Genomic DNA, 24,199 nt, shown 5'->3' on the forward strand with positions numbered 1-24,199 from the left:
CTCCTGCACCAATGGGAGTTCCGGCAGCGACGTTTTCGGCCTCGAACCGCTATCGGCGACCGATGAGCCATTCCGACGAGGCGGTCGATGTCGCGACGACCAGTCCGGTTCCGGAGTACGTCGTCGAGACGTCGATCAACCAGTGGCTGCTCATCGACGCGAATCGCTGGGTCGTCGCCGGACTGTTTTCGACCACAGTGTTCGTCGTGTTTTTCGTTCTCACGTGGATGGGCGTCATCGGAATAACGGCTGCGGGACCGGCACCGCTGTTGTTGAGCGTCTTCATCGCCGGGAACCTCACGCTCGTCCCGATCACGATTACGATCAACCAGCTCGTCCTCTCTCGCGAGTTCGGGAAGCCCCACGACCTCAACGAGCGAGACGAAGGGGTGCGCGACCTCCGGCGCAATCTCAAGGACTTGGCCGACGTATCGGCCATCCAACCCACCCCCATAGCGTTTCTGCGCGTGTTAGTGGAAACGATCGAAGAATCTGGTGAGTCGGTCAGCGAGGTCGTTTCCGCCACCGATGACGAGGAGCTACAGCGCCGTGCAGAGGTCGTCCGGAAACAGCTCGCGACCAACACCGATCGGATGCACAGCGCGCTCGAGGATGCCGAGTTCGGCTCCTTCGAACTGCTGTCGGCCATGTTACGAGTAAACAGCGCGTGGCTGATCGGCGCGGCGGAGCACCTTCAACACGAGGAGTTCGAGCCGATGCCGGCGGAGCCGTTCGACCGACTGGAGAAGACGCTGCGGATGTTCAACGTCTCGAGGCAGTATACGAAAACGCTGTACGTCCAGCGGGAGATCGCCGCGCTCTCCAGATTGTTGTTGTACGTCGGCTTCGTCGCGGTCGGCAGTTCGGCGGTCGCGATGCTCGTCTACGACGCCTCGATCCGGCCGCCGGTCTCGGAGACGATGCTACAGGTCGCGTTCAGCCTGCTGTGTGCCGTCGCCTTCGCCCCGCTCGCGTTCCTGCTGTCGTATACGTTGCGGCTCTCGACGATTGTGAGCTATCCGCCGGTGCGAAACTCGTTCATCACCGACGGCTGAGCGGCGCACTCGATTCCCCCGCTCCCGTCGGCTGGTCCGAACTCGAGTTCGACTGCCGGAAGCGAGAGACGGCCGGGAGCCGACGGTGGAGCCACTCGGCGAGCGTCGGCTCGAGGTTTATCCGCTAAACGGGCGTAACAACGGCCGTGGAACTGCTCGAGAGAGACCGGCTCGAGGAGCGACTCGCGGCCGGCGAACTGGCCGACTGGAAGGCGACGCGGTACCGGACGTTCCGCGAGACGATGACCGACGAGGCCGCGCCGTACCCGTGTTACTTCGCCGTCGAGGCCCAGCGGAAGGGGGACTTCCGGTACGTCTTCCCGGAGTCGCCGATCGACGAGGAGGCGCTGGCCGAACTGGTCGAGCCGCTGACCGAGTTCCTCGAGCGCTACGAGCGCTTCGGTGAGTACCCGTCGCTGGTGGTGCTCTTCCGGCCGCCCGAGGAAGATCCGGCCGTGGCCGACGAGCCGTCCACGGAGGCGTACAAGCGCCAGTTCTGGTCGGTGTTGCGGTACTTGCAGGCGAACGATCCCGAACCGTGGCCCGCGTCGGTGCCGACCGACCCCGACCACCCGAAGTGGCAGTACTGCTTCGCCGGAGAGCCGACCTTCCTCGTCGGCCGCGCGCCGTTCTACGAGCGCCGGCGGAGCCGGTTTACGCCCCACGGCCTCGAGATCACCGTCCAGCCGTGGGGGATCTTCGAGGGGCTGACCGGGCTTGACGACGACGGGCAGGAGGCCCGGACGATCATCCGCGACCGGCTGGCGGCCTACGACGACGTCGAGATGCACCCCGACGCCGGGGACTTCGTCGACTCGCGGAAACGAGAGTGGAAGCAGTACATGCTCCCGGAGACGAACGCCGAGAGCGTCGCCCGGTGTCCGCTGTACGAGCGCACCGACGTCGAGGGGAGCCGGCGTGACAGATAACGCGCGGCGAGCGCAAACCGGCATTCCGTTCGGGGAAGCCCATCCCTCAAGAGGCACGGGACTGTCAGTACATCCGTGAGCAGCAACTCGATCACCAACGAGAGCGACACGTTCGAAATCGGCGGGAATACCGTCCACCGCCTCGGATTCGGCGCGATGCGGTTGACCGGCGAGGACATTATCGGCGCGCCCGACGACGAGGAGACCGCACGCGAGGTCGTCGAACACGCCGTCGACTGCGGCGTCGATTTCATCGACACGGCCGACTCCTACGGCCCCGCCGTCAGCGAGCGGCTCATCGGCGAGGCGATCGGCGACCCCGACGACGTGCTGGTCGCGACCAAGGCCGGCCTGCTGCGCAACCGGGAGGGCGAGTGGATCGCCCACGGCGACCCCGACTACATCCGCAATCAGGCCCTCACGTCGCTCGATCGGCTTCAGACTGAGACCATCGACCTCTACCAGTTCCACCGGCCCGACGACGAGGACACGCCGTTCGAGGACTCCGTACAGGCGTTCGCCGAACTTCAGGACGACGGACTCGTCGAGCAGGTCGGTCTTAGCAACGTCTCGGTCGACCTCATCGAGCGCGCCCGCGAGCACGTCGAGGTCGCGACCGTCCAGAACCGGTACAACCTGAACGACCGCGGCAGCCGCGAGGCCCTCGAGTACTGCGAGGAGCACGACATCGGCTTCATCCCATGGGCCCCCATCAACGGCGACGATCTGGACGAACACGGCGATCTGCTCGACGAAATCGCCGACGAACACGACGCCACCCGGCGACAGGTCGGGCTGGCGTGGCTGCTCGAGCGTTCCGAGGTCATCCTCCCGATCCCGGGTACGTCCGATCCCGGCCACCTCGAGTCGAACGTCGCCGCCTCGCAGCTGTCGCTGTCCGACGACGAGGTACAGCGACTGACGGACGCGGCGGAGTGAGAGCGAGACGAACGATCCGTCAGCCCTCGAGTCGCCCCGCGATGCGCTGAGAGAGATCGGTGAGGTAGAACGATCCCCAGACCGCGGCGACGACGGCACCGAGGGTGTCGTAGACGAGATCGACGATCGTATCGCTAAGCCCGTACTGGGCGACAACCGCCTGCGTCCCAAGCAGCCGTGCGCTCTCGTCGATGGCGAACTCGAGGAGCTCCCAGACGACGCCGAAAGCGAGGACGAAGATCAGAATGAAGGCAAACAGCATCGGCGTCGGCAGGTACACCTCGTCGGAGTGAAGGTCGATTGCCCGGACGACCGCGTAGCCCGCCGCGGCGACGATCGACGCCGAGATCGTGTGCGTCAAACTGTCCCACTGACCGACGACCCCGTAGAGGCCGGCCGAGCCGAGCGCGTGGAGGAAGACGGCCGCCGTGAGCCAGAACACGAGCCCCGGCTCGAGGGGAAATTTGGCGTCTCGCTCGAGGACGGCGGGGAGGACCGTGATCCCCAGCGCGACGCCGGCGTTGACGACGGTCGTCAGGTCCCGGCGGACCAATCCGAACAGCAAGAGCGCAACGAGGGAGGCCTGCGTGATCCGCGAGAGCCGCCTGACGAGCGCGTCCGAGGCGTCGAGCCGATCGCGGAGCAGGGACGGCACGGGGTCCGGAACCGACTCCGCGGACGGCTGTGGGCCACGGGACGCGCTCGGTCGCCCGGCGACGCGACCGGAGTAGGGACGGAAGTACCGGTCGAAGAGAACGCCCGCGAGCAGGCCGGCAGCGGCCGCGTAGGCGAAGTCATACATTAGCGCCCGATTAGCCGCCTCCTGTGAGCGATCGGTCAGGAGGTAGTCGGTCCCGACGGCCACGTCGGCAGCCCACTGGGCGACGTGCCAGCCGCCAGCGACGGCCAGCGTCACGAGGACAACCAGCGCGACCGCGAAGGAGTGACTCATTTGGACCGCCGTGAACCGATCGAGTTCGACCGCAGCCACGAGCGCGACCGCAGCGACGGCCACGTAGACGGCGATCGCGGTCAGAAACGACCGTCCGAACGTCGCCGCGTCGGCGATCGGCAGCAAGACGAGAACGAGCAACGGCCACGGCGGTATCGCGCGCGGCTCGCGAAACGCGGCCGCCGGCAACACGATGATCGCGACCGCGAAGCCGGTAAAGATGAACCAGCGATACGAGCCGACGAGCCCGTGTGCGATCGCGAAAGCGGCGAGGACTGCCGTGACGAGCCAGGCCAGAACCGCACGCCGCGGCTCGTCAAGCGGCCCGTCGAATCGGGCGTCAGCCATACCGTTCGATACGGCAGCCGGCGGCTAAACCCGAGCGCCTGAGTGCGCCACTCCTTCAGATACGCGCTCGAGTCGAGCGCCATCATCTCGGCCGCGTCCGACGGGTTAGAAACCTCTGACGATTCCGTCGGCTCACGAGTTTGTTCACCGGAGCAGCAAGACTGCTCCGAGCCATCGCTCACTCCGTTCGCGATAACGCCGCAGGAAGTCCGGGTGCGAGAATCGAACCCGCGTCTCAGCCTCCACAAGGCTGAAGGATAACCACTACCCCAACCCGGACGCGCTTGCACGCTATTCTACACGCGGTTGGCCTGAAATACGTTACGACTCCGAGATCGAGGTATGCGACTCCGTACCGCGCGATTTCGAACGGCGAAGACGACCGGTCGCGCTCGCCCGGTTCGTCGGACCGTGACCGAGACGTTTTTCGGCGCACAGCCGTTAGGACAGTCAACGCGTGGCCATCACCGACAAGATCTACGTCAAGAACCACCGCCAGCTCAGCTCCCAGCTCGAGACGAACATCCCAAAGGGAGCGTTCAAGGGCGCGACGCTTGACGTGCTCTTCCAGGGCGACGGCATAGAGAAGTTAGACGACGCAACCCGCGATCGGATCCTCGACTTCGCACAGGACTTCCTCGACTGCGATTGCGATAACAACCCCTACTGTGGCTGTCCAGAGCGGAAATTCATGCGGTACTTGCTCGAGTTGCGCGCACAGGGGCTCGGCCCCGACGCGATCGTCGACGTGATGACCGACGACTACATGGTCTATGCCTACTCCGGCGACGTGCTTTCCTTCCTCGATAGTGCCGTTCGGACGCTCGAGGCGGCCGAAGGGCTCGCTCGAGTCGACGGCGCAGACGAGAACCGCGACGAGATTCGACAGACAAAGCAGGATCTCGCCCGATAGCGCGGCGGCTGGGCCCGACCGTCTGTGACCCGCTCGGAACGAACGCGCGCGCTGTACTTACCGGAGCTGGTACGATTCGTCTTCGTCGTCTAACTCGTCGAGCAACAGCACCTCGTCTTCTCCGTCCTCGAGTCGGTCCTGCAGGTCATTGACGTAGGCCTTGTATTCGTCGAGTTGCTCCCGGAGATGCTCGGCCTCGAGTTCGAGCCGCTCGTGTTCGCGGATGAACCGCTTTGGGACCTCGACGGTCGGCGGGAACGAGACGTCGTCGTCCGCGTCCGATTCGGTTCGGGCCTCGAGGTCGGCCTCGGGGACGACCTCGACCTGGCCGTCGTGTTCGACGAGCCGGTCGACGTAGTCCCGAAAGACGGCCGACAGCGAGATGTCGCGCTCTTCGGCGATCTCCTGTAGCGCCGCGAACGCGTCCTCGTTGACCCGAAACGAGATGGTCTTGTTCTTGTTCCCCATCGATACCCCTACTCGTCGTTCACGACACTTAACCATTAGTCAGACGAGAGCCTGAGCCGAAGCGAACGGCGGTCGGACTCGAGGCGACTACCACGGTGTCGCCTTCCTCGCGTCACAGCCGAGGGCAGTCGCCGGGATCGACTCGGCGTCGCTACTGCTCGGTCGAAAAACGAAAAGTGGGATCGGTCGCTGGATCAGACGGACGCTTCCGCGTCGTCCGAATCGACGGTCTCGAGGCTCTCGAGCGCCTGGATCACGTCATTGCGGTAGTTGACGACGGGCGAGTCGTACTGCTCGCGGGCCATCTGGGCGTACTCGTTCGTGGGCGCGGTCGAACCGCTTTCCGGCGCTTCCTGCTCGCTTTCCCACTCCTCGAAGGCCTCGATGCGATCGAGGGTGCGCTCGGCGGTCTCGACGACCCAGCGGTCGCGGGTGGCGTCGTCGACGACCGCGATGGACTCGGGTCGCAGGGAGACGTTGACCGTGCCGTCGTCGGTCTCGTACGTGCGCGGTTTGCCGACGATGGAGACGTACGCTGGCGGCTCCGTTTCCCGCAGGACCGAGGCGGCCTCCGGCTGGTACTGACCGGCGTAGACGAAGAACGTCCCGGTCGGATCGACGACCCGGCCGCGCCAGTACTCGCTCTCATCGCCGACGTCTTCGGTCTCGGTCAGCGTGCCGGCGACGAACACGCGGTTCGCGCGGTCGCCCGTCGGGAGCAACGCGTAGTTGGGCGCGCGCTCGTCGTCGCTCTCTTTGAAGGCGTACGTCGAATCGTTGAATTCGGAGGCGAAGACGCGGCGGGCGACTTCGCGGGTGAGTTCTGCCTGGCTCATATCACATCGACCTCGCTTTGATCAGCAGTTCCTCTGCATCCGCCGGCTCGTCGAGTTCGTCGACCTCGTCGGCCAAGACGTACCGACCGAAGGTCGGTCCCTCGATGCGGTAGTAGGTGCCAACGATGTCGTCTGCGATTTCGTCGGCGACGATCGTCGTGTCCAGCGCGTCCATCGCCATGTCCTTGGCCTCCTCTAAGCTCAGTCCGGTCAGGTCCTCGGTGGCGTCCTTGTCGAAGATAACCTCGTGGGCGTCGATGCCGTCGTCGACAACGGCCTTGATGCGAAGGTCGAACTCGCCCTCGACCTCACCGTGTTCGTTACAGCGGCCGTTTTGGAGGACGCGCGTGCAGTCGTCCTCCGGGCAGCGCTTGATCAGGCCGCTGCCACTTTGCATGTCGACCAGCGCGCCCTCGATCTCGCTGGTGTCGTCGCCGACCTCTATGTCTTCGTCGAGCTCCTCGATCACCGTCGTCGAGTTGAGTTTGACCGAGTACCGGCCCTGGTACTCGTCGGTGACGACGTTGCGAAGCTCGTAGACACCGCCCTCCTCGAGCGCGGGGAGGTCGGATTTGGCCCACTTCGTGAACTTGATTGTCCCCGTCGGATCGCCCAGCAGGCCGACTTGCGCGACCGAGTCGCTGCGGGGATCCCAGAGTTCGATGACCTTCGCGGTGAGGTCGATCCACTCCTCGGGCTCGTCGACGTCCTCGATGGTGGCTTTCTCGCTGTCACCGCCCGCAAGGTCCTCGCGCTCCAAGCCGGCCTCCTCGAGGTAGTGATTCGTGACGCTCCGGCGCGCCTCGTCGATCGGTACTTTGTACTCGTCGACGAGCGTGGTCAGGCGCTCCTCGACGTCCTCGACGCTCACGTCGAGGTGGTCCGAAAACTGCTCGTGGATGTCGTCCGCGTGCTGTCGTACGTCGCTCATAGTGTCTCGCCTCCTCTTTGGTTTCACTGGGAGGCATACGTCCGTTCGCTCCCCATAGTATTTAAACTGCCGGCACCGGAGCGGAAGTGAACAACGAGGAAAGAAACCGGCAGAGGGCGGCAGCGTGACACGTCCGGTCTGGCGATCGGTGCGGGCGTGGTCGACTACTTCGCACTCGCTGAAAGTCGATGTTCACTCGGTCGCGTAGCCGTCGTACGATCGGGCAGGGATCGTATCAGCCGGTGCTCTTGCTAGCGTATCACAGAGATCTACGTTCGGTTTCTTCACGTGTTGGTATTAGAACCCTCTGACAATCTCAATAACGCTGGCATTTCGGTCTTTGCCCCACAAAGGGTCAATTTCAATATATGTGTCCGACGATAAGGAAGAACTGATGACGGAAGATACGACTCAGGACTTCCCCGCAAGCAAAGCAGCACAGGCGCTCTCTGATATTGAGGGATACGATGAAAGCCTGACCGCACGCGTGTTCGGATTGAACCTCATGGTGTTCGCGCTGGCGATCGCAGCGATTCCGATCTCCTATACGGCGGCCGATCCGTGGCTCTCCACGCTCGAAAACGGCTCACTGGCACTTTCGGTCCTCTGGTTCCCATGGATCGCTGGCGCAGTCGCCATCACGGCAATGCTCTGGTCCACCCACTCGATCACACTCGGTCAGGACCACACGTCACTCGGCGGAAGCTCCCTTGGAATCGGATTCACCATCCTGTTCTTCGCGGTCACAACTGGCGTCTCCCTTATCCTTGGCTCTGAGGCAAGCATCTACATCGTCATGGGAATCGCTGGTGGCATCTTCACAGCCATCATCGGCGTCGTCTACTCTCTCTTGCACACCGCGAGATGGATGCTGACACCGATGGTATTGGCCGGCATCGCGATCCTCCTCGCAAGCATCGCGATTCACCAGGCAGATGTCTCTGTCGCCGGAGAAGGCTTTTCCCTCGGATTCATTCAGGGAGCCGCGTATTTCGTCACCGGCTGGATCATCGCGTATCGAGGCTAACAATGGATCTCCCATCGGATCTCAAACTCATCCATCAACCAACCCGACTTCGAATCATGGGGGTTCTATACAAACACAGAGACGTCTCGTACACTCGCGTCCGAGATCATCTGGATCTCACAGATGGGAATCTCGCCTCACATGCAGAGAAACTTGAACAGGCAGGATACGTCGAGGACCGACGCGCGTGGGCTCAAAATGGCTTCGAAACGCGCTACCATATCACAAAGTCAGGGGTAACTGCATTCAAAACATACCTCCAAGAACTAAGCGGATTCGTAGACGAACACGAAACAGTGCATCGATCAAACGATGACGTGGGGTGAATCTTACTGATCACCACGGGACTTCAACAGTATACCATTAGACGGTGTCACTTATTGTTGGTGGATAGAAACGAAGACGTTACCAAAACGACTATCCTAACTCTCTGGTAGTTGTCAGAGACAACGTGCAGAATACACTTGCGGTGGTTCACCTATGACACGACACGATGATCGTGCCCATGAGAACCGATTTAAGACGCTCGCCGTCGGGTCGGCTGAGAACGCGACACACCCCAACGAGGGCGGAACGAGCGACGTCATCCCGCCGGTACATCTCTCGAGTACCTTCGAGTGGGCCAGCGGGGACGATGGTAACGAACACGACTACTCACGCGAGAGTAACCCAACGAGAGCGGCCCTTGAGGGGCAGTTAGCCCGCCTCGAAGGTGGCGAACACGGGTTGGCGTTCGCCTCGGGGATGGCTGCCATCTCGACGACGATGCTGTCGCTCGTTCCACCGGGGGGTCACCTTGTCTCGTCGGACTCCATCTATAGCGGAACCGAAAAACTGCTCACGGAATTCATCGCCGGGCATTTCGGTGTCAACGTTGAGTTCGTCGATGCCCACAACCCCGAAAACGTCGCCGCGACAGTCGATTCAGATACCGACTTGGTCTGGACAGAGACGCCGACGAACCCGCTGATGCGGCTGTGCGACATCCGTTCGATAGCCAACATCGCCGATGACCACGGCATCCCGTTCGGGGTCGACAGCACTTTCGCGAGCCCGTACTTCCAGGCTCCACTCGAGTTGGGTGCCGACATCGTCGTTCACAGCACCACCAAATACCTCAACGGACACTCCGACTCAATCGGCGGTGCCATCGTCACCGATGACGATGAGGTCTTTGAGAACCTGGCGTTTTCCCAGCGGATCGGGCTCGGAAACATGCTTTCGCCGTTCGACTGCTACCTCGTCGCGCGAGGCATCAAGACGCTGCCGGCACGGATGGAACAACACGAGGAGAACGCGATGGCGGTCGCTCGCCTCCTTGAGGACCACGACCACATCGCCCGCGTCTACTATCCAGGTCTCGAGAGTCACCCGCAACACGATCTCGCGGTCGAACAGATGTCGGGATACAGCGGGATGCTTTCCTTCGAGTTCGACGGCTCACTAACCGAAACCGAGGCGTTCGTCAAAGGACTCAATGTATTCACTCCAGGGGCCAGTCTGGGTGGCGTTGAAAGCCTCGTTGAGGTACCGTCGCTGATGATCCCCGACGAGGTCAGCCACGGATCGGACACCGCGGACATTCCCGAGACCTTGGTCCGGCTATCGGTCGGCATCGAAGGTGTCGACGACCTCCGCGAGGACCTTCGGACGGCGCTGCCGTAAGCGCGTCCCCTTCCTCCTGACTGCCCCGGTCTACAAACAGGGCGACCGACCATCGGTCGTGGCGGCCGTAAGCGAGAATGCAATCCAGGTCCGAACGAATAGGGAGGACTATTCGAGCGGTTCGATTTTGTCGCCGGGACGAATCATCCCGCTTTCGAGGATGTCCGCTCGAAGCCCTCCCCGATGGGCTAATGCATCCAAGACGTCTTTTCCGGTGATGTGCTGTAGATACCCACAGGGTTCACACAGTCGATCGCCCCGACAGATGGCTTCACCGACACGGAATCGCTCGCCGACGAGATGGTTGAGTGCGGTATCCCGCGTGACGATATTCCGCCGATGCTCGCCGGGAGCGAGTTTAATATCTGCTTCGCGCTCAAGTGCCTCGATGGATTCTTGCTCAATGAGTGTCAGATCGTAGCCAGCAGGGCGCTCTTCGTCCGGCTCCCACGTGACGAAGGTCCCAGTTTCGATTTCGCTGAAATATCTGTCACGCCGGAGGCCACTTCTAGCGACGGCCTTAACTTCACTGCGTTCGTTCATTTCGGCTTCGGCTTCAGGAGCAGTGAAGATGCGTTCGACAGTTTCTACACCCTTCATACCCTTAGCAATATTAGTACACGAGTAAATAGTTTTGTACGCGACTTCCAGCAAGTCGATTATTATTGGGCAGTATTTGACTACCGTGGAGAAAGCCGAACTTAAGACAAGATAGAAGGAATGATGTATTCATGTCCGAACATGACATCTTATGAGCGAAATGCAACTCCTCCGAATGATCCTCGTCACAACCGTGACCGAAACGAACTGTGTGTTCGGCACGGCTCTATCAACAGCAATGATATCTGATTGAAGTATCAGTGTTAGGTTTGTACATCTAGTTATCTACTAATCCATCGTGTAATTGTATGAAATGAGCGCCGTGAGAAGACATCTACGACACCCACACTAATGCTATCGATCGCCGACTTGGAGCGCCGCGTCGACGGCGTCGCCGATCGCTTCCGTCCCCGCGTCGTCGACAGGAACGAGCGGCGGGCGGACCTCGTCGGCGGGGACGACGCCGCGGTGAGCCAGGGCCGCCTTCGTCGCTGGAGCGAAGTCGTGGGTCGTACACGCCTCGAACAGCGGCGAAATCGCGTCGCGTTGTAGCTCGCGGCCGCGTTCGGCTTCGGCTCGCTCGAGCGCCTCGCACAGTACGTCGGGGACGACGTTCGACAGCGCGTTGATCCCGCCGTCGGCACCCATCCGCAAGGCGGGAACCAGCAGCGCGTCGTACCCCTGCAGGCACAGGAAGTCGTCGGGGGTCTCGCGGAGCACCGAGAGGAAGTACGCGAGGTCGCCGCTCGAGTCTTTCAGCCCAAGGGCCGCCTCGTGCTCCGCGACGGCGGCCACGGTTTCGGGTTCGATGCGCTGGCCCGTACACTGCGGGATGTTGTACAGCAAGACGGGCAGCGAGGCGTCGTCGAGGACGGCCTCGAGGAACCGCCGGTTGCCCGCGGGCGCGTTCGCAGTGGTGAAGTAGGGCGCGACGATCGCGGCGGCGTCGGCCCCCGCATCGGCGGCGCGGTCGATGGCCGCGACCGTCTCCCCGACGCTCGTGGCGGCGGCTCCGGCGACGACGGGGACGTCGGCGCGCTCGACGGTAGCCGCGACGACGCGCCGGCGTTCGTCGGGCGTCAGACTCGGGAATTCGCCAGTCGTCCCACAGGGGAAGACGGCGTCGACCCCGCCCGCTTGTACGTGTGCGAGCAGGTCGGCGAGTGCCGACTCGTCGATCGAACCATCGTCGAACGGCGTCACCGTCGGACAGGTGATACCCCGAAGCGCGTCTCGGATGTCCATGCTCGAGAGTCAGTTCGATTCGTCAAAGTCGTTGCCGTCGGGCGGGCGGGGCAACCGCCGGTGACGGCCAACAGTATATGTGCCCGGCGGCCAAACGGTGTGGCAATGGCGGATCGGCGTCGACTCGAGCGCCTCCTGCGTACGACGCTGCAGGGCGCGGGCGAGCAGTTCGAAGAGCTTCGCAGATCGACCGACGAACAACTCACGGAGGCTCGTGACTCCTACGAGGTGGCGAAAAACGCCCGCAGCCTCCCCTCGGACGAGGCGGGCCGGGCGAAGATCGTCTGCCGGCGCTACGCCGAGCAGCGCGCGGCGAAGTTAGACGAGAAGTACCGACCGGCGTGTTACGAGGCCGGCCATCCCGACTGCGAGGGGTGTACAGAGGACGTCCGCAAAGGCCGGATCGAAACCTGGTGACATGGACCGGCCAATCGTTGCCTGCGTCCTCGCCGGCGGTATCGGCAGCCGGCTCTATCCCGCGAGCCGGAGTGACCGCCCAAAACAGTTCCTCGCGTTCGGCGGCGAGCAGTCGCTGCTCTCTCGAACGCTCGATCGGACGGCCTTCGCCGACGAGCGCTACGTCCTGACCCGCGAGGAGTTTGCCGACGAGATCCGCGAGCATGCACCCGAGGCGGGTGCGCTCGTCGAACCCGCCGGCAGGGACACCGGCCCGGCGCTGGTCTACGCCGCCTGGCGGCTCCGCGACCGATTTGACGCCGAGCCGGTGCTGTGCTGTCTGCCCAGCGACCACCACGTCGCCGACGACGCCGCGTTCGCGACGCGCCTCGAGCGGGCCGCTGAGGTCGCCGTCGAGACGGACGGACTCGTCACGCTGGGCGTCGAGCCGACGCGTCCGGCGACGGGATACGGCTATATCGTTCCTGAGAGCGACGGGACCGAGCCCGCGGGCGTCGAGACCGCTCTCGAGGCCGGTGACGACGGCCTCGGAGCCGACGACTACGCCGCGGTCGACCGCTTCACCGAGAAACCCGACCGCGAGGACGCAGAGCACGTCATCGAAGGCGGGGCGTACTGGAACGCCGGCATCTTCGCCTGGACGCCGAGCGCCCTCCTCCGCGAGGCGCGCGACTCGCCGCTTGCGCCGTTGGTCGACGCGCTCGAGGACGGCGAGCCCGGTCGAGGGTTCGACGCGGTCGACGCCGTCAGCGTCGACTATGCGATCATGGAACGGGCGAGCGACGTCTTCGTGACACCGTTGTCGGTCGGCTGGGACGACCTCGGCACGTGGGACGCCGTCGGGCGCGTGCTCGCGGCCGACGACGGGGCCGGAGGCGACGAGAGTGCGAACGCGACCGTCGCCGGCGACACGCTGTCGATCGACGCCGAACATAACGTCGTCGCTGCGCCCGACGCCCGCGTCTCCCTGCTCGAGGTGGACGACCTGATCGTCGCGGCGTTCGACGACCGAATTCTCGTCGCCCCTCGCGGGGCGTCCCAGCGGGTGCGGACGATCGTCGATCGGCTGCGCGAGCGCGACGCGTTCTGAGCGGTGGCGAATCGAAACGCAGCGTCAGTCAGCCGAGCCGTGACGACGTGTCGGTAGCGTCGTCGGGCGACTACACCGCCCGGATGATGACCGCCAGCGCGGTCGATGTGACGTTCACTCCTCGGCGGCGTCGTCCACCGTCACGACTCGTTTGACCTCCCGCCGCTGCCCGTCTTCGTAGATATAGGTCGTCCCCTCGTCCTCGTCGCGCGTCCGCCGATGGCTCCCATCGCAGAACGGAAACGACTCCGAGAGTCCGCACTGACAGACCGCAACGTCGCCTTTCTCGTCGTCGAGATCCGAGGGATCGAGCTTCCGCGGGCCCCGCTCCTCGAGTTCGACCAATCGTGTCATCGGTCACGTCTCCGGTCGCCGCCGTCAAAACGCTTCGCTCGCGCCACACCGTTCGATCGCTCCAATCACGTGTGGTGTTGTCACCCCACACCAGTTCGGGAACGACAAGGTTCTTGGTACCGGTCTCGGATATCCGAGTAGACACAGTTATGTCGTCCTCCGCCGCCGTGATGCCGACCGCGATCGCTCTCGCGGTCGTCAAAACGCTCGTGCTCATCGTCGGCGGGGTGATCACCTTCTTTGCGTACAAAGCCTACCGGCGAACCCGGCAACCGGCCCTCGGCTATCTCTCGCTTGGGTTTGGCCTCGTCACGCTCGGGCTGGTACTCGCCGGGATGTCGTACGAACTGCTCGCGGTCCCGTTGATGACCGGTATTCTCCTCGAGAGCCTGCTGGTGCTGGCCGGCTTCCTCGTGATCGCACACTCGCTGTACGTTTCATAGGCGCGCCTCGTCCGTCACCGTCGCGATACCGTTCGCGCGAGGGCAGTCTCATCTCGAACCGGTTGACGTCGGTTCCCGGTTGGACCCAAATATATTTGGAGACAGCCGTATCGGTGCCCTGTTCATACAAATGAATACGGCAGGGACAGGCAACACTGAACCATGGAGTTCCGTTCGCCCTGCCGTCGTACCCCCACCCCCACCCCCTTCCTTCCTCTCCGACCCGACGAGGGACCCGAAAGGTAATGGCCGGACACGCGGCCGGACCACATAGACGTAAGTGGACCCCGTCCCCAGTGGGCCGCATGAACGCCAAATTCGAACGCACGAACTCACGTCGCGGTCCCGTCTCGAGTCGTCGGTTCCGACCGATATCAGCGAGTGATCACCGATGAGCGGCGCCGACGACCCCGAACTGGCCGTCGGCGCAGACGCGTTCACGCGAGATGGTGCGGGTCTCGAGGTGGCGGTCGTCGGCGCGGGTGCCGTCGGCGCGACCGCGGCCTACGATCTGGCCCGCGAGGGTGCGGACGTGACCCTCTACGACCGCGGGACCGTCGCGAGCGGCGCGACCGGTCGGGCGGCGGGGATCTGTTACGACGCGTTCGCGGACGGACTGGACGCCGAACTCGCGAGCGATGCGATCGAGCGCTTCCGCGCGCTGTCGGGCGACGACACCTTCCCGTTTGTCGAGTGTCCCTACGTCTGGCTCGCCCGTGAGGGCGACGACGAAGGGGCCGACGCCATCCGCACACAGGTCGCGCGGATGCAGGACAACGACGTCGTCGCCTTCGAAATGGACGCCGCTACGCTTGCGGACCGCTTCCCTGCCCTGCGAACCGACGACATCGCGGTCGCGGGGATCGCCGGCGCGGCGGGCTACGCCGATCCGAGCGCGTACGCGGCCTGTCTCGCGGCCGCGGCCACCGGTGCCGGGGCGACCCTCGAGACCGAGACGCCGGTCGAGATTCGAACCGACCCGGCGCGGGTGGTCCGTCCGGACGGCGAGACCAGCGAGGTCGACGCGGTGCTCGTGGCCGCGGGTGCACACACGAAGGAATTGCTCGCGAACGCCGGGATCTCCCTCGCGATGAAACCCTACCGGGTGCAAGCGCTCGTCGCGAGTGGCGAGCTCGCAGAGCCGATGTGCTACGATGCGACCGGCGACTTCTACCTACGGCCCCACGCGGATGGCCTTCTCGCGGGCGATGGCACCGAGAACCGCGAGGCCGATCCAGACGCGTACGACCGCGAGGCCGACGACGGGTTCGCCGACGATCTCAGCGAACGGGTCGCACACCGCATACCGGCCGTCGCAGACGGGGACGCAACCCTCGAGCAGGCGTGGGCCGGACTCTGTACCGCGACGCCGGACCGCGATCCGCTAGTCGGAGAATGTGCGGACGGACTCTACGTCGCGACCGGGTTTCAGGGCCACGGCTTCATGCGTGCGCCGGCGATCGGAGAGCGGATCGCGGCAGAACTCTTAGGCGGGTCGGGGATCGACGCGTTCGATCCGACGCGGTTCGACGGCGACGAGGCGTTCGAGATCGGATCAGGGATGGCGATCGACCCGGACTGAATTAGTCATCGACGGCGACGGGCTCCGTCTCCGCGCTTGCGTCCGACGTCGACTCGTCGCGCTCGTCGAGAGCGGTCGCAGCGTCGGTCGTCTCGACGCCGCCAACCGCGGAATCCTTCGGGATTTCGACCGTCAGCGTGCCCGTTTCGGAGAGTTTCGCCGTGCCGGCGTCCGGGTCGACAACCGCGTCGGCAGGCAACTCGGCCTCGCCGCTCAGCCCCATCCCGCGGCCGGGGAACCGCATCTCGTACCCCTCGTGAAACTGGCGGAACCGATCGATCCTGATCTTGACGGTGCCCTCGAGGTAGCGGACCTCCACGTCGTCCGGTTCGGCACCGGGTGCATCGAAGACGACGCGATAGGAATCGCCGTCCTCGAGGATGTCGACGGGGAGCGAGCGGTGACGCTGGACACGGCCGTTCGCCCGTCCGACCTGACGGTACAACGCGCTGCCGAGCGATTTACCGAGGTCCGTAAGCGTCACGGACGGTCACCTCGGACGGGGCGTTCGAGGCCGGGAGCGGTCACAGGGATCGAGGGAAGGGCATGGCAGTACATGACAGAGAGGACTCTATCGAAAGCTACAACGGCCGCGTTCATATCCCTTTTGGCGCTATCAAAAGAAACGTCAGACAACGGTCGCCGCGAGCCGACTGACCCTGTCGGTCCGGGCTGTCGCGATCGCCCGGTCAGAGCTCCACCCGCTCGAGACAGTCGGTGCCGCCACAGACCGGACACGATAGCCCCGAGACGTCGAAGTCGTCGGGCACGTCGTACGTGTAGTGGTTCTCGAACAGATCGAGAAAGCAGTCATCGTCGGTGCACACGATCTCTTCCGTCGGAGGCATACGCGATAGTAGCGTCACGACGACCATCAACGTCGGGGTTGCGGCACTAAAGCGGCGTCGAGTCGTGCGATAGTACCGAACGAGCGGCGGAAATCGGCGGATCGACCGTCGGCACGGCACACGCTGGCGACGTATCTGGACACCAGCGACGGCGTGTCGGCGAAGGCGTGCGAGGTCGAGCGACCGAAGCGAGCGAGTCAGGCGCAGAGGGCACAGCTTCGGACGACTCGAGCGGAACTGGAAGGGACGCCTCGGCGGGCTCGCGGGCCGTCGAGGCGGGACTTCGTGTAGTCACCGTTTTAGCCCTCGAGTCGCTATCGGAAGCTATGACCGACCCCGAGACGCTGTCCGTGACGATCGTCGACGGCTACGTCGACGAGCCGGCACACTTCGGGGTGCCGCCGTACATCTCGACGTACCCGCGATACGTTGCGGGGGCGCTCGTCGACGCGGGGGTTCCCCGCGAGGGAATTACGTACCACACGATCGACGGCCTCCGCGACGAACCCGACCAGTGGCGGGCCGTCGACGAGGCCGACCTCATGATCTATCTCGGGGGCATGACCGTCCCCGGCAAGTACGTCGGCGGCACGCCGGCCGAACCCGACGAGGTGCGCAAACTCGCCTGGACCGCGAACGGCACGAGCCTGATGGGCGGCCCCGTCAAATTCGGCGTCGGCGAGGAAAACGCCGGCGCGACCGAGACCGAGCGACAGGACCTGGACTTCGACTTCGTCGCCAAGGGCGACGTCGAGGCCGCCGTCTACGATCTCGTCGAGAGCGGCCTCGAGGGCTTCAACAACCGGATGCGCGACGTCGAGGAGGTCTCGCGGTGGGCTCGGGAGGGAGCGTTCATCGTCGAACAGCATCCGAACCATCCGGACCACCTCATCGCCGAACTCGAGACCTCGCGTGGCTGTGCCTACCGCTGTTCGTTCTGTACGGAGCCGCTGTACGGCAACCCCGAATTCCGGCCGCCGCCGACCGTCGTCGGCGAGGTCGACACGCTCGCAGACCACGGCGTGAAACACTTCCGGCTCGGTCGCCAGGCCGATATCCTCGCCTACGGCGGCGACGGCGAAGCGCCGAATCCGGACGCCTTACGGCAGCTCTACGGCGGCATCCGCGAGGTCGCACCCGACCTCGAGACGCTGCATCTGGACAACATGAACCCCATCACGATCGTCGAGTGGCCCGAGGCCAGCCGCGAGGGGATTCGGATCATCGCCGAGCACAACACGCCCGGTGACACGGCCGCGTTCGGCCTCGAATCCGCCGATCCCGTCGTACAGGAGGAGAACAACCTCAACGTCACCGCCGAGGAGTGCTTCGAGGCGGTCCGAATCGTCAACGAGGAGGCCGGCTGGCGACCCGGCGAAGATCCCGCGGACGGCCCGAGTTTCGGGCAGGACGCTCCGAACCGGCTCCCCAAGCTACTCCCCGGCATTAACCTTCTGCACGGGCTCAAAGGCGAGCGCGAGGAGACCTACGAGCGCAACCGCGCGTTCCTCCAGCGGGTCTACGACGAGGGCTACATGCTCCGGCGGATCAACATCCGGCAGGTGATGGCCTTCGACGGCACCGACATGTCCGATACGGGAGCCGAGATCGCCAACGAACACAAGAAGCTGTTCAAACGGTACAAAAAGCGGGTCCGCGAGGAGATCGACAATCCGATGCTCGAGCGGGTCGCGCCCACCGGCACCGTCCTGCCGGACGTCCACCTCGAGTACCATCAAGACGGCACGACCTTCGGCCGCCAACTGGGCACCTACCCGCTGCTGGTCGGCATCCCGGGCGAGCGCGAACTCGGCCGCACGATCGACGCGGCGGTCGTCGACCACGGCTACCGCTCGGTCACCGCCGTTCCCTACCCGCTCGATCTCAACGCGGCCTCGATGGACGAACTCACCGCCATCCCCGGCGTCGGCGACCGCACCGCGGGCGACCTCGTCGTCAACCGCCCCTACGAGTCCGTCGGCGACGCCGACCTCGAGACGGCGTTTGACCTCTCCCAGTTCGTCACGACGCGGCCGCTCGAGCGCGCCGACTGATACCCCTACTTCCCCTCCCCTCGCGGCTCTTGTGAACCAACCACAGGAAGTTTCGGCCCCGTTCGCGGGACCTCGTGCCGCCGATTCCTCCGTCAACCGGCGGTTCGGTGTCGGTAGTTCTATTATGGATGGGGATCTGCACTGAAATAGAGGGTCTACCTGTGGAGATATCTGACAAACTGCTGTGTCTGTTCAGTACGGACGTTTCGGAAGAGGAGGATCGGTACGTCATCGAGGTGCCGCGACAAGAGGTCGAGACCGGCGACATCGACCCCGGTGAGGTCTACCGCGTTGCGCTCATCTCGCGCGACGAGGCCGCCGGCGACGACGACACCACGACGACGAGTCAACCGTCGACCGCGCCGTCCGAACCCCAACCGCCGGTCGACGTCGGCGAAACGCGCTACGTCGAGATCGAAGACATCGGCAAACAGGGCGACGGGATCGCCCGCGTCGAACGCGGTTACGTCATCATCGTCCCCGATGCCGACGTCGGCGAACGCGTCAAGATCGAAGTCACCGAGGTCAAGTCGAACTTCGCGGTCGGCGAGATCATCGAAGATACGTTCTAAGAACGACCTTTTTACCGGGGGCATCGGCTGGCGTCTTCGACGTCGCCCTCAACCCCCGGCAAAAAATCTCGACTAAAAAAGGCCGAGTGCGAGCGACGCTCGCGCTCGGTGAAACGGCGCGCAAAGCGCACCGTACAGTAACCGATTTCGTAGCCAAGCCGTTAGCTATCGTCCGATTTCGTCACAGAAGTCACAGCGGTCGGATTCAGTACCAGCCAAGAATCGAACGATCGGCCGCGGCTCCGTCTCATTCCTCGAGCGGCGTTCCGTCGACTCGTTTTGTACCCTCGGAGTCGTGGACGACGACCTCACCGGGGTCGGGATCGGCGGGTTCGTACTCGTCTCGGACGGCGATGGCCTCCTCGAGTTCGCGCACAGCTCGTTCTTTCAGCGCTCGAGCCAGTTCCTCGGCGTCATCTCGCGAGATATCGCGGCCGAGGCCCTCGCACTCGTGGGCCCGGACCACGCCAGCCTCGTCGACGGCCTCGCCCATGGGCTGGCTGGTGCCCGCGAGCGCGACGCTGAAGGGATAGGTTCGACAGATCAGCGGGCGGTCGTCGTGAGCGGTACACGCGCCGGTGCCGGACTCGTCTTCCTCGTAGAAGGTACAGTCGCCGCAGTCGTCGGTCTGGAGCGCCCACTCGAAGGTTTCGCCCTCGAAGCCGCCGTCGTCGGTTTCGGAGAGACCGTAGGGCATCGGCCGGGCGATATCGCGCCAGTCGTAGTCGCCGTCGTAACTGTCTCCGGCTTCGAGGTCGCGCACTTCGTCCGGAAACACCGTCGCCGTGTGATCGTCCTCGGCGTCGGCTTTGCAGCAGGCCCCACAGCGGGTACACTCGAAGCCGATCGACTCGATCGCGTCCGCGAGGTCGTCGACGGCCAGTCGGCGGGCATCTTCGAGTTCGGCCTCGAGCGATTGCACACCCGAACGTGGGCGGCGACGCGGAAAAGTCAGTCGACCGTCGGCGGCGTCGCGCGGTCGCCGTCCCATGCGACTCGTCCCTCGACGGCGAGTTTCTCGAGGTGGGCGCGGACCGTCGCCCGTGCGAGATCGCGCACGCCCGAGAGCTCCTTGTCGTAGGCCGCATCGAGAATTTCATCGAGCGTTTCCGCACCGCCGCGGACGGCCTCGCACACCCGCTGTTCGCGGTCGGCGCGGTGGGCGAGCAGTCGCTCGAGGGTCTCCCGCGGAGCGTCGATCGCGGGCCCGTGTCCGGGGTACAGCGCCGGCGGGTTTCGCGCCCAGAGCCGACGCAGTGTCGTCACGTACGCGCGCATGTCGCCTTCGGGCGCGCCGACGACGACGCTGCCCTCGCGGACGGCAACGTCGCCGCACAGAACCGGGCCGCCGCGGCCGGCCTCGAGTGCGATGTGGTCCGGTGCGTGTCCTGGCGCGTCGAGAACGCGAACGCGCTCGTCCCCCAGCGAGAGCGTCGTTCTGGGTGCGAACGTCCGATCGGGCTCACAGCCCGTCGCGTCGCGAAAGCGGTCGGTGCGGCCGTAGCGGGCCCAGACCGTGGCATCGGTCTCTGTGGCGTACTCGTCGACGGCACCGACGTGGTCGGGATGAGTGTGAGTAACAAGCATGTGCTCGATGGTGTGCTCGGCGACCAGTCGATCGAGATCGGCGGTTCGTGCCGCCGGGTCGACGAGGACCGCGGGATCGGTCCCGGACTCGCGACGGTCGTCATCCGGCGACGAGGACGTCGGCTCTCGCAGCAGATAGGCGTTGGTGTCGCCGCTGGGAGCGCGCGTCGCAACCGGGACGGAACACCGCGTAACGTGCATACGTCGACAATACGAGCGGACGAAAAAGGATGTATCGGCGGGGACGACATCGGTCAGTCCACCTCCCGCTCCCCCCAAGCGGTGGAACACAGACGGGCGAACGGGAGGGCGATCGGGACGGACCGGTCAGTGCTTGAGGAAGTAGACTTGCTTACGGGCGTCACGGAAGCTGTATCGAGAGCCGACGAGGCCGACTTCCTCGAGTCGATTGAGGGCGTAGCGAACGGTTCGGTCGGGGAGCAGTGATTCCTCGGCGAGTTGGCCTTGCGAGAGCGGCGACTCCGTCTCTAGGACTTTCGCGACGAGTTTCGCGCTCGGGGGCAGGTCACGGAGTCGATCGCGGTATTCGTCCTCCGAGAGGGGTTCCTCGGCGGCAGCGCCACGGTCCTCGGCTGTACGCGTGCTCATATCTACGTGAGCGGAATCGCTAATGGTAAAGCTTCCCTATATTCAGATACGAATGATGCAATTTGTATAAGGCATATGGATGGAGTATTAACACAGGATTTCGACATCGTCTCTCGGCCACGGCCACCGCGAAGATCGGACGTCTTCGGTTTGAATACGCCAGCCGCTCGGACGGAGTCCAGTATCGTTTTATCCCATCAGGACTGTAGCTTCGCTCAGTGTGAAAGGACAGGAGTGGTACCAAGCCGATGACGTCGCCGAGGAATACGACGATAAGCGGTTCTCCCGGGGCGGACAGCTGATCGATCGCCGGGAGAAGGAGGCCGTCCTCGAGGCGATCATGCCCGTCGAGGACCGGTCGGTTCTCGAGATCGCCTGTGGTACCGGGCGATTTACGCTCATGCTCGCCCATCAGGGAGCAGATGTCGTCGGACTGGACATCTCGGCGGCGATGTTACAGCAGGGACGGCGGAAGGCACAAAACACCGAGACGGAGGGAACACTCGAGTTCCTCCGGGGAGACGCGGGACGGCTGCCGTTTCCGGACGATCACTTCGATATCGTCGTCGCGATGCGGTTTTTCCATCTTGCGGACGATCCGGAGGCGTTCCTTCGGGAGATGCGACGCGTCTCGCGCGATCAGATCGTCTTCGATACCTTCAATCGCTTCTCGTCGCGCAGCGTCTACAACTGGGCGCTCCCGATGGGATCGCGGCTCTACTCGAAGAGCGAAGTGGCCGTCCTGCTCGCGAAGACGGAACTGCGACTCGAGGACGTCGAAGACGACTTCCTCCTGCCGTACGGGCTCTACCGGTCGATCCCCAACGGACTGGCGTCGCCGCTGCGTGCGATCGACGAAGCGACCGGTGAACTCCCGCTTAGCGACCACTTCGCGTCGGTGTCGTACTGGAACGCCCACGTCCGCTGATCGGACCGGCCGAAATCCAATCTATTTACTATCGGGGGCTCCTAACGCGAGGTATGGAGCTCTCGGTAGTCGTGTCGACGCTCAACGACCGGGAGCGGTTGCTGTCGTGTCTCGACGCTCTCGAGGAGCGGACGCCACCGTCGACGGAGGTCATCGTCGTCAACGGCCCCTCCTCGGACGGGACGACCGGCGTAGTACGCGAGCGCGGCGACGTCGACGTCCTCGTCGAAATTTCGGAACGAAACGCCGGCGTCTCGAGAAATGCCGGCCTCGAGCAGGCGACGGGCGAGATCGTCGCCTTCCTCGACGGCGAGTACGCGATCGACCACGGCTGGTACGCGGCCATCGACGAGGTGATCGGCGACGGAACGAACATCGTCACCGGTCCCGTCACCGGTGATCCCGACGGGAGCGATCTGCGATCGCCCCAGCGAATCGGCGGGCGCGCGGTAACGCATTTCCACGGCGACAACGTCGCCTTCGAGCGGCCGGTCCTCGAGGCCCTAGACGGGTTCGACGAGTACCTCGAGGCGGCGGGCGAGCGCGACTGTGCACACCGCGCGACCGAACTCGGCTACGACATCGCCTGGGACGCGGCGATGGCCGCCCGCTTCGAAGTCGGGACCGACGGCGGTCGGGCGGATCCCGATTGGGGAGAGACCTACCGATCGCTGTCGTACCGGCTCGCGAAGAACTACGGGCTGCGACCGAGCGTGCTCGCTCGAACCGCCGGCAGTGCCGTCCGAGACGGTATCACCGGAGCCCGCCGGCTTATCGCCGGCGACTCGACGCCGACGGACTGGCTCTCCGACGGCACCGACGTGACCAAAAACGTCGCCCGCGGACTGTGGGACGGCGTTCGCGCCCGGTACACCGATCGGTCGGAGCAGCGCAACCCGAACGGGCTCTCGGTGCGACACGACCGTGCAGTTCAACTCTACGATCGGCGGTGAGCGGCCGCGATCGGCCCTGCCCACTCACTCGCCGCGGAACGCCGGTTCTCTGTCCTCGAGTCGCGCTTCGAACCCCTCGCGGTAGTCATGGGTGTCGTCGAGTTCGTGGCCGAGTCGACGCTCGTACTCGAGCCCCTGCTCGAGGGACATCTCGAAAGCGGCGTTGAGTGCCCGTTTTCCGTTTCGAAGGCCGAGCGGCGCGTTCTCACAGAGGTCATCGGCGAAGGCTTTCGCTCGCTTGTCGACCGCGCCGGCGTCGACGACCTCGTGGACCAGCCCCATCTCGGCGGCGTCCTCGGGCTCGACGAATCCGCCGGTCAGGACGATCTCTTTGGCCTTCGAGAGACCGACCAGCCGAGGCAGACGCTGGGTACCGCCGCCGTGGGGGAAGGTTCCAAGTTCGATCTCGAGCAGGCCGTATTTCGCGTCGCGGCCGATGATTCGGAAATCACAGGGGAGCGTGAGTTCGAACGCACCCGCTGGGGCGGCCCGCTTGATTCCCGCGACGACCGGCTGGCGGAGTCCCTCGATCGTCTCGAGGAGGTCGGGGAAGACGTCGCGGTCGATTTCGGAATCGGGTTCGACGCGGTCGCGCATCATGTTTAGGTCCATTCCCGCACAGAAGACGGGACCCTCGCCAAGCAACGTGACCGCGCGGATATCGTCGGTCGCGTCGACCCGCTCGAAGGCCTCGATCAGATCGTGCATGAGTGGGACGGTCATCGCGTTTCGCGTATCCGGCCTCGAGAGGGAGACGTCGGCGCGGTGGTCGTGCCACTCGATCGATGCGAATCCATTGCCAACTGATTCCATGAGTCGTGGCCACTGTCCACATGCTTAACAGTCGGTGAGGG

Annotated in this window: 28 protein-coding genes and 1 tRNA gene; 15 read left to right on the top strand and 14 right to left on the bottom strand. The window is 64.4% G+C overall.

The annotated features are described in order from the left end of the window. Window positions 1-62 precede the first annotated feature (62 nt). From ACJ70B_RS06460 to ACJ70B_RS06470, 3 genes are all read left to right on the top strand, one after another. A complete protein-coding gene (locus tag ACJ70B_RS06460) occupies window positions 63-1,055 on the top strand; it encodes a hypothetical protein (RefSeq protein WP_408959588.1) in 993 nt (330 codons plus the stop codon). A 146-nt stretch (window positions 1,056-1,201) separates the two neighbouring features. After that, window positions 1,202-1,984: a YqcI/YcgG family protein gene (locus ACJ70B_RS06465; RefSeq protein ID WP_408959589.1), complete on the top strand. Its 783-nt coding sequence runs from the start codon at window positions 1,202-1,204 to the stop codon at window positions 1,982-1,984. A gap of 75 nt (window positions 1,985-2,059) precedes the next feature. After that, window positions 2,060-2,923, top strand: a complete 864-nt coding sequence (locus tag ACJ70B_RS06470; RefSeq protein ID WP_408959590.1) for an aldo/keto reductase — start codon at window positions 2,060-2,062, stop codon at window positions 2,921-2,923. 19 nt (window positions 2,924-2,942) lie between these two features. Here ACJ70B_RS06470 and ACJ70B_RS06475 read toward each other — a convergent pair whose 3' ends face one another. After that, the gene (locus ACJ70B_RS06475) at window positions 2,943-4,223 is read right to left on the bottom strand and encodes a hypothetical protein (protein ID WP_408959591.1); all 1,281 of its coding nucleotides are present in this window, start codon (window positions 4,221-4,223) and stop codon (window positions 2,943-2,945) included. A 207-nt stretch (window positions 4,224-4,430) separates the two neighbouring features. Continuing rightward, window positions 4,431-4,502 (bottom strand) — tRNA-His (locus tag ACJ70B_RS06480). Window positions 4,503-4,680: 178 nt separating this feature from the next. Between ACJ70B_RS06480 and ACJ70B_RS06485 the strand changes: the two genes are divergently transcribed. Beyond that, entirely contained in the window at window positions 4,681-5,136 is a 456-nt protein-coding gene (locus ACJ70B_RS06485; RefSeq protein ID WP_408959592.1) for a DUF5814 domain-containing protein, read from the top strand. 57 nt (window positions 5,137-5,193) lie between these two features. Here the strand turns inward: ACJ70B_RS06485 and ACJ70B_RS06490 are convergent, their stop codons facing one another. The 3 genes from ACJ70B_RS06490 to ACJ70B_RS06500 form a co-directional block, all read right to left on the bottom strand. Then, on the bottom strand, window positions 5,194-5,604 hold the full coding sequence (locus ACJ70B_RS06490; protein ID WP_408959593.1) for a ribbon-helix-helix protein, CopG family: 411 nt from the start codon (window positions 5,602-5,604) through the stop codon (window positions 5,194-5,196). Window positions 5,605-5,798: 194 nt separating this feature from the next. Continuing rightward, on the bottom strand, window positions 5,799-6,440 hold the full coding sequence (locus ACJ70B_RS06495; RefSeq protein WP_408959594.1) for an RPA family protein: 642 nt from the start codon (window positions 6,438-6,440) through the stop codon (window positions 5,799-5,801). 1 nt (window position 6,441) lies between these two features. Continuing rightward, window positions 6,442-7,371 (bottom strand): replication factor A, encoded by a 930-nt coding sequence (locus tag ACJ70B_RS06500; RefSeq protein ID WP_408959595.1) that lies wholly within the window; start codon window positions 7,369-7,371, stop codon window positions 6,442-6,444. Between the two features lie 370 nt (window positions 7,372-7,741). On the opposite strand from ACJ70B_RS06500, the gene ACJ70B_RS06505 reads away from it, so the two are divergent. The 3 genes from ACJ70B_RS06505 to ACJ70B_RS06515 all read left to right on the top strand — a co-directional run bounded on the left by ACJ70B_RS06505 (window position 7,742) and on the right by ACJ70B_RS06515 (window position 10,063). Further along, the gene (locus ACJ70B_RS06505) at window positions 7,742-8,398 is read left to right on the top strand and encodes a hypothetical protein (RefSeq protein WP_408959596.1); all 657 of its coding nucleotides are present in this window, start codon (window positions 7,742-7,744) and stop codon (window positions 8,396-8,398) included. A gap of 56 nt (window positions 8,399-8,454) precedes the next feature. Beyond that, window positions 8,455-8,724: a transcriptional regulator gene (locus tag ACJ70B_RS06510; protein WP_408960082.1), complete on the top strand. Its 270-nt coding sequence runs from the start codon at window positions 8,455-8,457 to the stop codon at window positions 8,722-8,724. 154 nt (window positions 8,725-8,878) lie between these two features. Continuing rightward, the gene (locus ACJ70B_RS06515) at window positions 8,879-10,063 is read left to right on the top strand and encodes a trans-sulfuration enzyme family protein (RefSeq protein WP_408959597.1); all 1,185 of its coding nucleotides are present in this window, start codon (window positions 8,879-8,881) and stop codon (window positions 10,061-10,063) included. A 108-nt stretch (window positions 10,064-10,171) separates the two neighbouring features. On the opposite strand, the gene ACJ70B_RS06520 is transcribed toward ACJ70B_RS06515, so the two are convergent. Further along, window positions 10,172-10,663, bottom strand: a complete 492-nt coding sequence (locus ACJ70B_RS06520) for an MOSC domain-containing protein (RefSeq protein WP_408959598.1) — start codon at window positions 10,661-10,663, stop codon at window positions 10,172-10,174. Window positions 10,664-11,017: 354 nt separating this feature from the next. Beyond that, window positions 11,018-11,908 carry a dihydrodipicolinate synthase family protein gene (locus ACJ70B_RS06525; RefSeq protein WP_408959599.1) on the bottom strand — a complete coding sequence of 297 codons (891 nt, stop codon included), beginning with the start codon at window positions 11,906-11,908 and terminating at the stop codon, window positions 11,018-11,020. A 105-nt stretch (window positions 11,909-12,013) separates the two neighbouring features. Between ACJ70B_RS06525 and ACJ70B_RS06530 the strand changes: the two genes are divergently transcribed. Both ACJ70B_RS06530 and ACJ70B_RS06535 read left to right on the top strand, forming a co-directional pair. Continuing rightward, window positions 12,014-12,325, top strand: a complete 312-nt coding sequence (locus tag ACJ70B_RS06530; RefSeq protein ID WP_408959600.1) for a hypothetical protein — start codon at window positions 12,014-12,016, stop codon at window positions 12,323-12,325. Window position 12,326: 1 nt separating this feature from the next. After that, window positions 12,327-13,415, top strand: coding sequence for a mannose-1-phosphate guanylyltransferase (locus tag ACJ70B_RS06535; RefSeq protein WP_408959601.1), 1,089 nt, complete (start codon window positions 12,327-12,329; stop codon window positions 13,413-13,415). A gap of 114 nt (window positions 13,416-13,529) precedes the next feature. Here ACJ70B_RS06535 and ACJ70B_RS06540 read toward each other — a convergent pair whose 3' ends face one another. Further along, a complete protein-coding gene (locus ACJ70B_RS06540) occupies window positions 13,530-13,769 on the bottom strand; it encodes a CDGSH iron-sulfur domain-containing protein (RefSeq protein WP_408959602.1) in 240 nt (79 codons plus the stop codon). A gap of 149 nt (window positions 13,770-13,918) precedes the next feature. Here ACJ70B_RS06540 and ACJ70B_RS06545 point away from each other — a divergent pair, with 149 nt between their 5' ends. Together ACJ70B_RS06545 and ACJ70B_RS06550 are read left to right on the top strand one after the other, a co-directional pair. Then, window positions 13,919-14,212: a hypothetical protein gene (locus tag ACJ70B_RS06545; protein WP_408959603.1), complete on the top strand. Its 294-nt coding sequence runs from the start codon at window positions 13,919-13,921 to the stop codon at window positions 14,210-14,212. A gap of 391 nt (window positions 14,213-14,603) precedes the next feature. Beyond that, window positions 14,604-15,794, top strand: a complete 1,191-nt coding sequence (locus ACJ70B_RS06550) for an NAD(P)/FAD-dependent oxidoreductase (RefSeq protein WP_408959604.1) — start codon at window positions 14,604-14,606, stop codon at window positions 15,792-15,794. 1 nt (window position 15,795) lies between these two features. Here ACJ70B_RS06550 and ACJ70B_RS06555 read toward each other — a convergent pair whose 3' ends face one another. After that, window positions 15,796-16,278 (bottom strand): Hsp20/alpha crystallin family protein, encoded by a 483-nt coding sequence (locus ACJ70B_RS06555; RefSeq protein ID WP_408959605.1) that lies wholly within the window; start codon window positions 16,276-16,278, stop codon window positions 15,796-15,798. Window positions 16,279-16,483: 205 nt separating this feature from the next. Then, window positions 16,484-16,642 (bottom strand): hypothetical protein, encoded by a 159-nt coding sequence (locus ACJ70B_RS06560; protein WP_408959606.1) that lies wholly within the window; start codon window positions 16,640-16,642, stop codon window positions 16,484-16,486. Between the two features lie 326 nt (window positions 16,643-16,968). Here ACJ70B_RS06560 and ACJ70B_RS06565 point away from each other — a divergent pair, with 326 nt between their 5' ends. Both ACJ70B_RS06565 and ACJ70B_RS06570 read left to right on the top strand, forming a co-directional pair. Further along, the gene (locus ACJ70B_RS06565) at window positions 16,969-18,696 is read left to right on the top strand and encodes a radical SAM protein (RefSeq protein WP_408959607.1); all 1,728 of its coding nucleotides are present in this window, start codon (window positions 16,969-16,971) and stop codon (window positions 18,694-18,696) included. A 161-nt stretch (window positions 18,697-18,857) separates the two neighbouring features. Then, window positions 18,858-19,268, top strand: a complete 411-nt coding sequence (locus tag ACJ70B_RS06570) for a TRAM domain-containing protein (protein WP_408959608.1) — start codon at window positions 18,858-18,860, stop codon at window positions 19,266-19,268. A 247-nt stretch (window positions 19,269-19,515) separates the two neighbouring features. On the opposite strand, the gene ACJ70B_RS06575 is transcribed toward ACJ70B_RS06570, so the two are convergent. The 3 genes from ACJ70B_RS06575 to ACJ70B_RS06585 form a co-directional block, all read right to left on the bottom strand. Next, on the bottom strand, window positions 19,516-20,190 hold the full coding sequence (locus tag ACJ70B_RS06575; RefSeq protein WP_408959609.1) for a YkgJ family cysteine cluster protein: 675 nt from the start codon (window positions 20,188-20,190) through the stop codon (window positions 19,516-19,518). Window positions 20,191-20,219: 29 nt separating this feature from the next. Next, entirely contained in the window at window positions 20,220-21,056 is an 837-nt protein-coding gene (locus tag ACJ70B_RS06580; protein WP_408959610.1) for an MBL fold metallo-hydrolase, read from the bottom strand. Between the two features lie 126 nt (window positions 21,057-21,182). Then, the gene (locus tag ACJ70B_RS06585; protein ID WP_408959611.1) at window positions 21,183-21,464 is read right to left on the bottom strand and encodes a MarR family transcriptional regulator; all 282 of its coding nucleotides are present in this window, start codon (window positions 21,462-21,464) and stop codon (window positions 21,183-21,185) included. A gap of 220 nt (window positions 21,465-21,684) precedes the next feature. Here ACJ70B_RS06585 and ACJ70B_RS06590 point away from each other — a divergent pair, with 220 nt between their 5' ends. Further along, window positions 21,685-22,392, top strand: coding sequence for a class I SAM-dependent methyltransferase (locus ACJ70B_RS06590; RefSeq protein ID WP_408959612.1), 708 nt, complete (start codon window positions 21,685-21,687; stop codon window positions 22,390-22,392). A 53-nt stretch (window positions 22,393-22,445) separates the two neighbouring features. Then, a complete protein-coding gene (locus tag ACJ70B_RS06595) occupies window positions 22,446-23,345 on the top strand; it encodes a glycosyltransferase family 2 protein (RefSeq protein WP_408959613.1) in 900 nt (299 codons plus the stop codon). 24 nt (window positions 23,346-23,369) lie between these two features. Here ACJ70B_RS06595 and ACJ70B_RS06600 read toward each other — a convergent pair whose 3' ends face one another. After that, on the bottom strand, window positions 23,370-24,158 hold the full coding sequence (locus ACJ70B_RS06600) for an enoyl-CoA hydratase/isomerase family protein (protein ID WP_408959614.1): 789 nt from the start codon (window positions 24,156-24,158) through the stop codon (window positions 23,370-23,372). Window positions 24,159-24,199 lie beyond the last annotated feature (41 nt).

This window comes from Natrinema sp. 74 (assembly GCF_046097095.1).
In the GTDB taxonomy this organism is placed as follows: domain Archaea; phylum Halobacteriota; class Halobacteria; order Halobacteriales; family Natrialbaceae; genus Natrinema.

What these genes read in the sequence shown, in the direction of transcription:
- ACJ70B_RS06460 (WP_408959588.1), top strand. Translation starts at nt 63, where the DNA reads ATGAGCCATTCCGACGAGGCGGTCGATGTCGCGACGACCAGTCCGGTT.
- ACJ70B_RS06475 (WP_408959591.1), bottom strand. Translation starts at nt 4,223, where the DNA reads ATGGCTGACGCCCGATTCGACGGGCCGCTTGACGAGCCGCGGCGTGCG.
- ACJ70B_RS06490 (WP_408959593.1), bottom strand. Translation starts at nt 5,604, where the DNA reads ATGGGGAACAAGAACAAGACCATCTCGTTTCGGGTCAACGAGGACGCG.
- ACJ70B_RS06495 (WP_408959594.1), bottom strand. Translation starts at nt 6,440, where the DNA reads ATGAGCCAGGCAGAACTCACCCGCGAAGTCGCCCGCCGCGTCTTCGCC.
- ACJ70B_RS06500 (WP_408959595.1), bottom strand. Translation starts at nt 7,371, where the DNA reads ATGAGCGACGTACGACAGCACGCGGACGACATCCACGAGCAGTTTTCG.
- ACJ70B_RS06510 (WP_408960082.1), top strand. Translation starts at nt 8,455, where the DNA reads ATGGGGGTTCTATACAAACACAGAGACGTCTCGTACACTCGCGTCCGA.
- ACJ70B_RS06515 (WP_408959597.1), top strand. Translation starts at nt 8,879, where the DNA reads ATGACACGACACGATGATCGTGCCCATGAGAACCGATTTAAGACGCTC.
- ACJ70B_RS06520 (WP_408959598.1), bottom strand. Translation starts at nt 10,663, where the DNA reads ATGAAGGGTGTAGAAACTGTCGAACGCATCTTCACTGCTCCTGAAGCC.
- ACJ70B_RS06525 (WP_408959599.1), bottom strand. Translation starts at nt 11,908, where the DNA reads ATGGACATCCGAGACGCGCTTCGGGGTATCACCTGTCCGACGGTGACG.
- ACJ70B_RS06530 (WP_408959600.1), top strand. Translation starts at nt 12,014, where the DNA reads ATGGCGGATCGGCGTCGACTCGAGCGCCTCCTGCGTACGACGCTGCAG.
- ACJ70B_RS06535 (WP_408959601.1), top strand. Translation starts at nt 12,327, where the DNA reads ATGGACCGGCCAATCGTTGCCTGCGTCCTCGCCGGCGGTATCGGCAGC.
- ACJ70B_RS06540 (WP_408959602.1), bottom strand. Translation starts at nt 13,769, where the DNA reads ATGACACGATTGGTCGAACTCGAGGAGCGGGGCCCGCGGAAGCTCGAT.
- ACJ70B_RS06545 (WP_408959603.1), top strand. Translation starts at nt 13,919, where the DNA reads ATGTCGTCCTCCGCCGCCGTGATGCCGACCGCGATCGCTCTCGCGGTC.
- ACJ70B_RS06550 (WP_408959604.1), top strand. Translation starts at nt 14,604, where the DNA reads ATGAGCGGCGCCGACGACCCCGAACTGGCCGTCGGCGCAGACGCGTTC.
- ACJ70B_RS06560 (WP_408959606.1), bottom strand. Translation starts at nt 16,642, where the DNA reads ATGCCTCCGACGGAAGAGATCGTGTGCACCGACGATGACTGCTTTCTC.
- ACJ70B_RS06565 (WP_408959607.1), top strand. Translation starts at nt 16,969, where the DNA reads ATGACCGACCCCGAGACGCTGTCCGTGACGATCGTCGACGGCTACGTC.
- ACJ70B_RS06580 (WP_408959610.1), bottom strand. Translation starts at nt 21,056, where the DNA reads ATGCACGTTACGCGGTGTTCCGTCCCGGTTGCGACGCGCGCTCCCAGC.
- ACJ70B_RS06585 (WP_408959611.1), bottom strand. Translation starts at nt 21,464, where the DNA reads ATGAGCACGCGTACAGCCGAGGACCGTGGCGCTGCCGCCGAGGAACCC.
- ACJ70B_RS06595 (WP_408959613.1), top strand. Translation starts at nt 22,446, where the DNA reads ATGGAGCTCTCGGTAGTCGTGTCGACGCTCAACGACCGGGAGCGGTTG.
- ACJ70B_RS06600 (WP_408959614.1), bottom strand. Translation starts at nt 24,158, where the DNA reads ATGGAATCAGTTGGCAATGGATTCGCATCGATCGAGTGGCACGACCAC.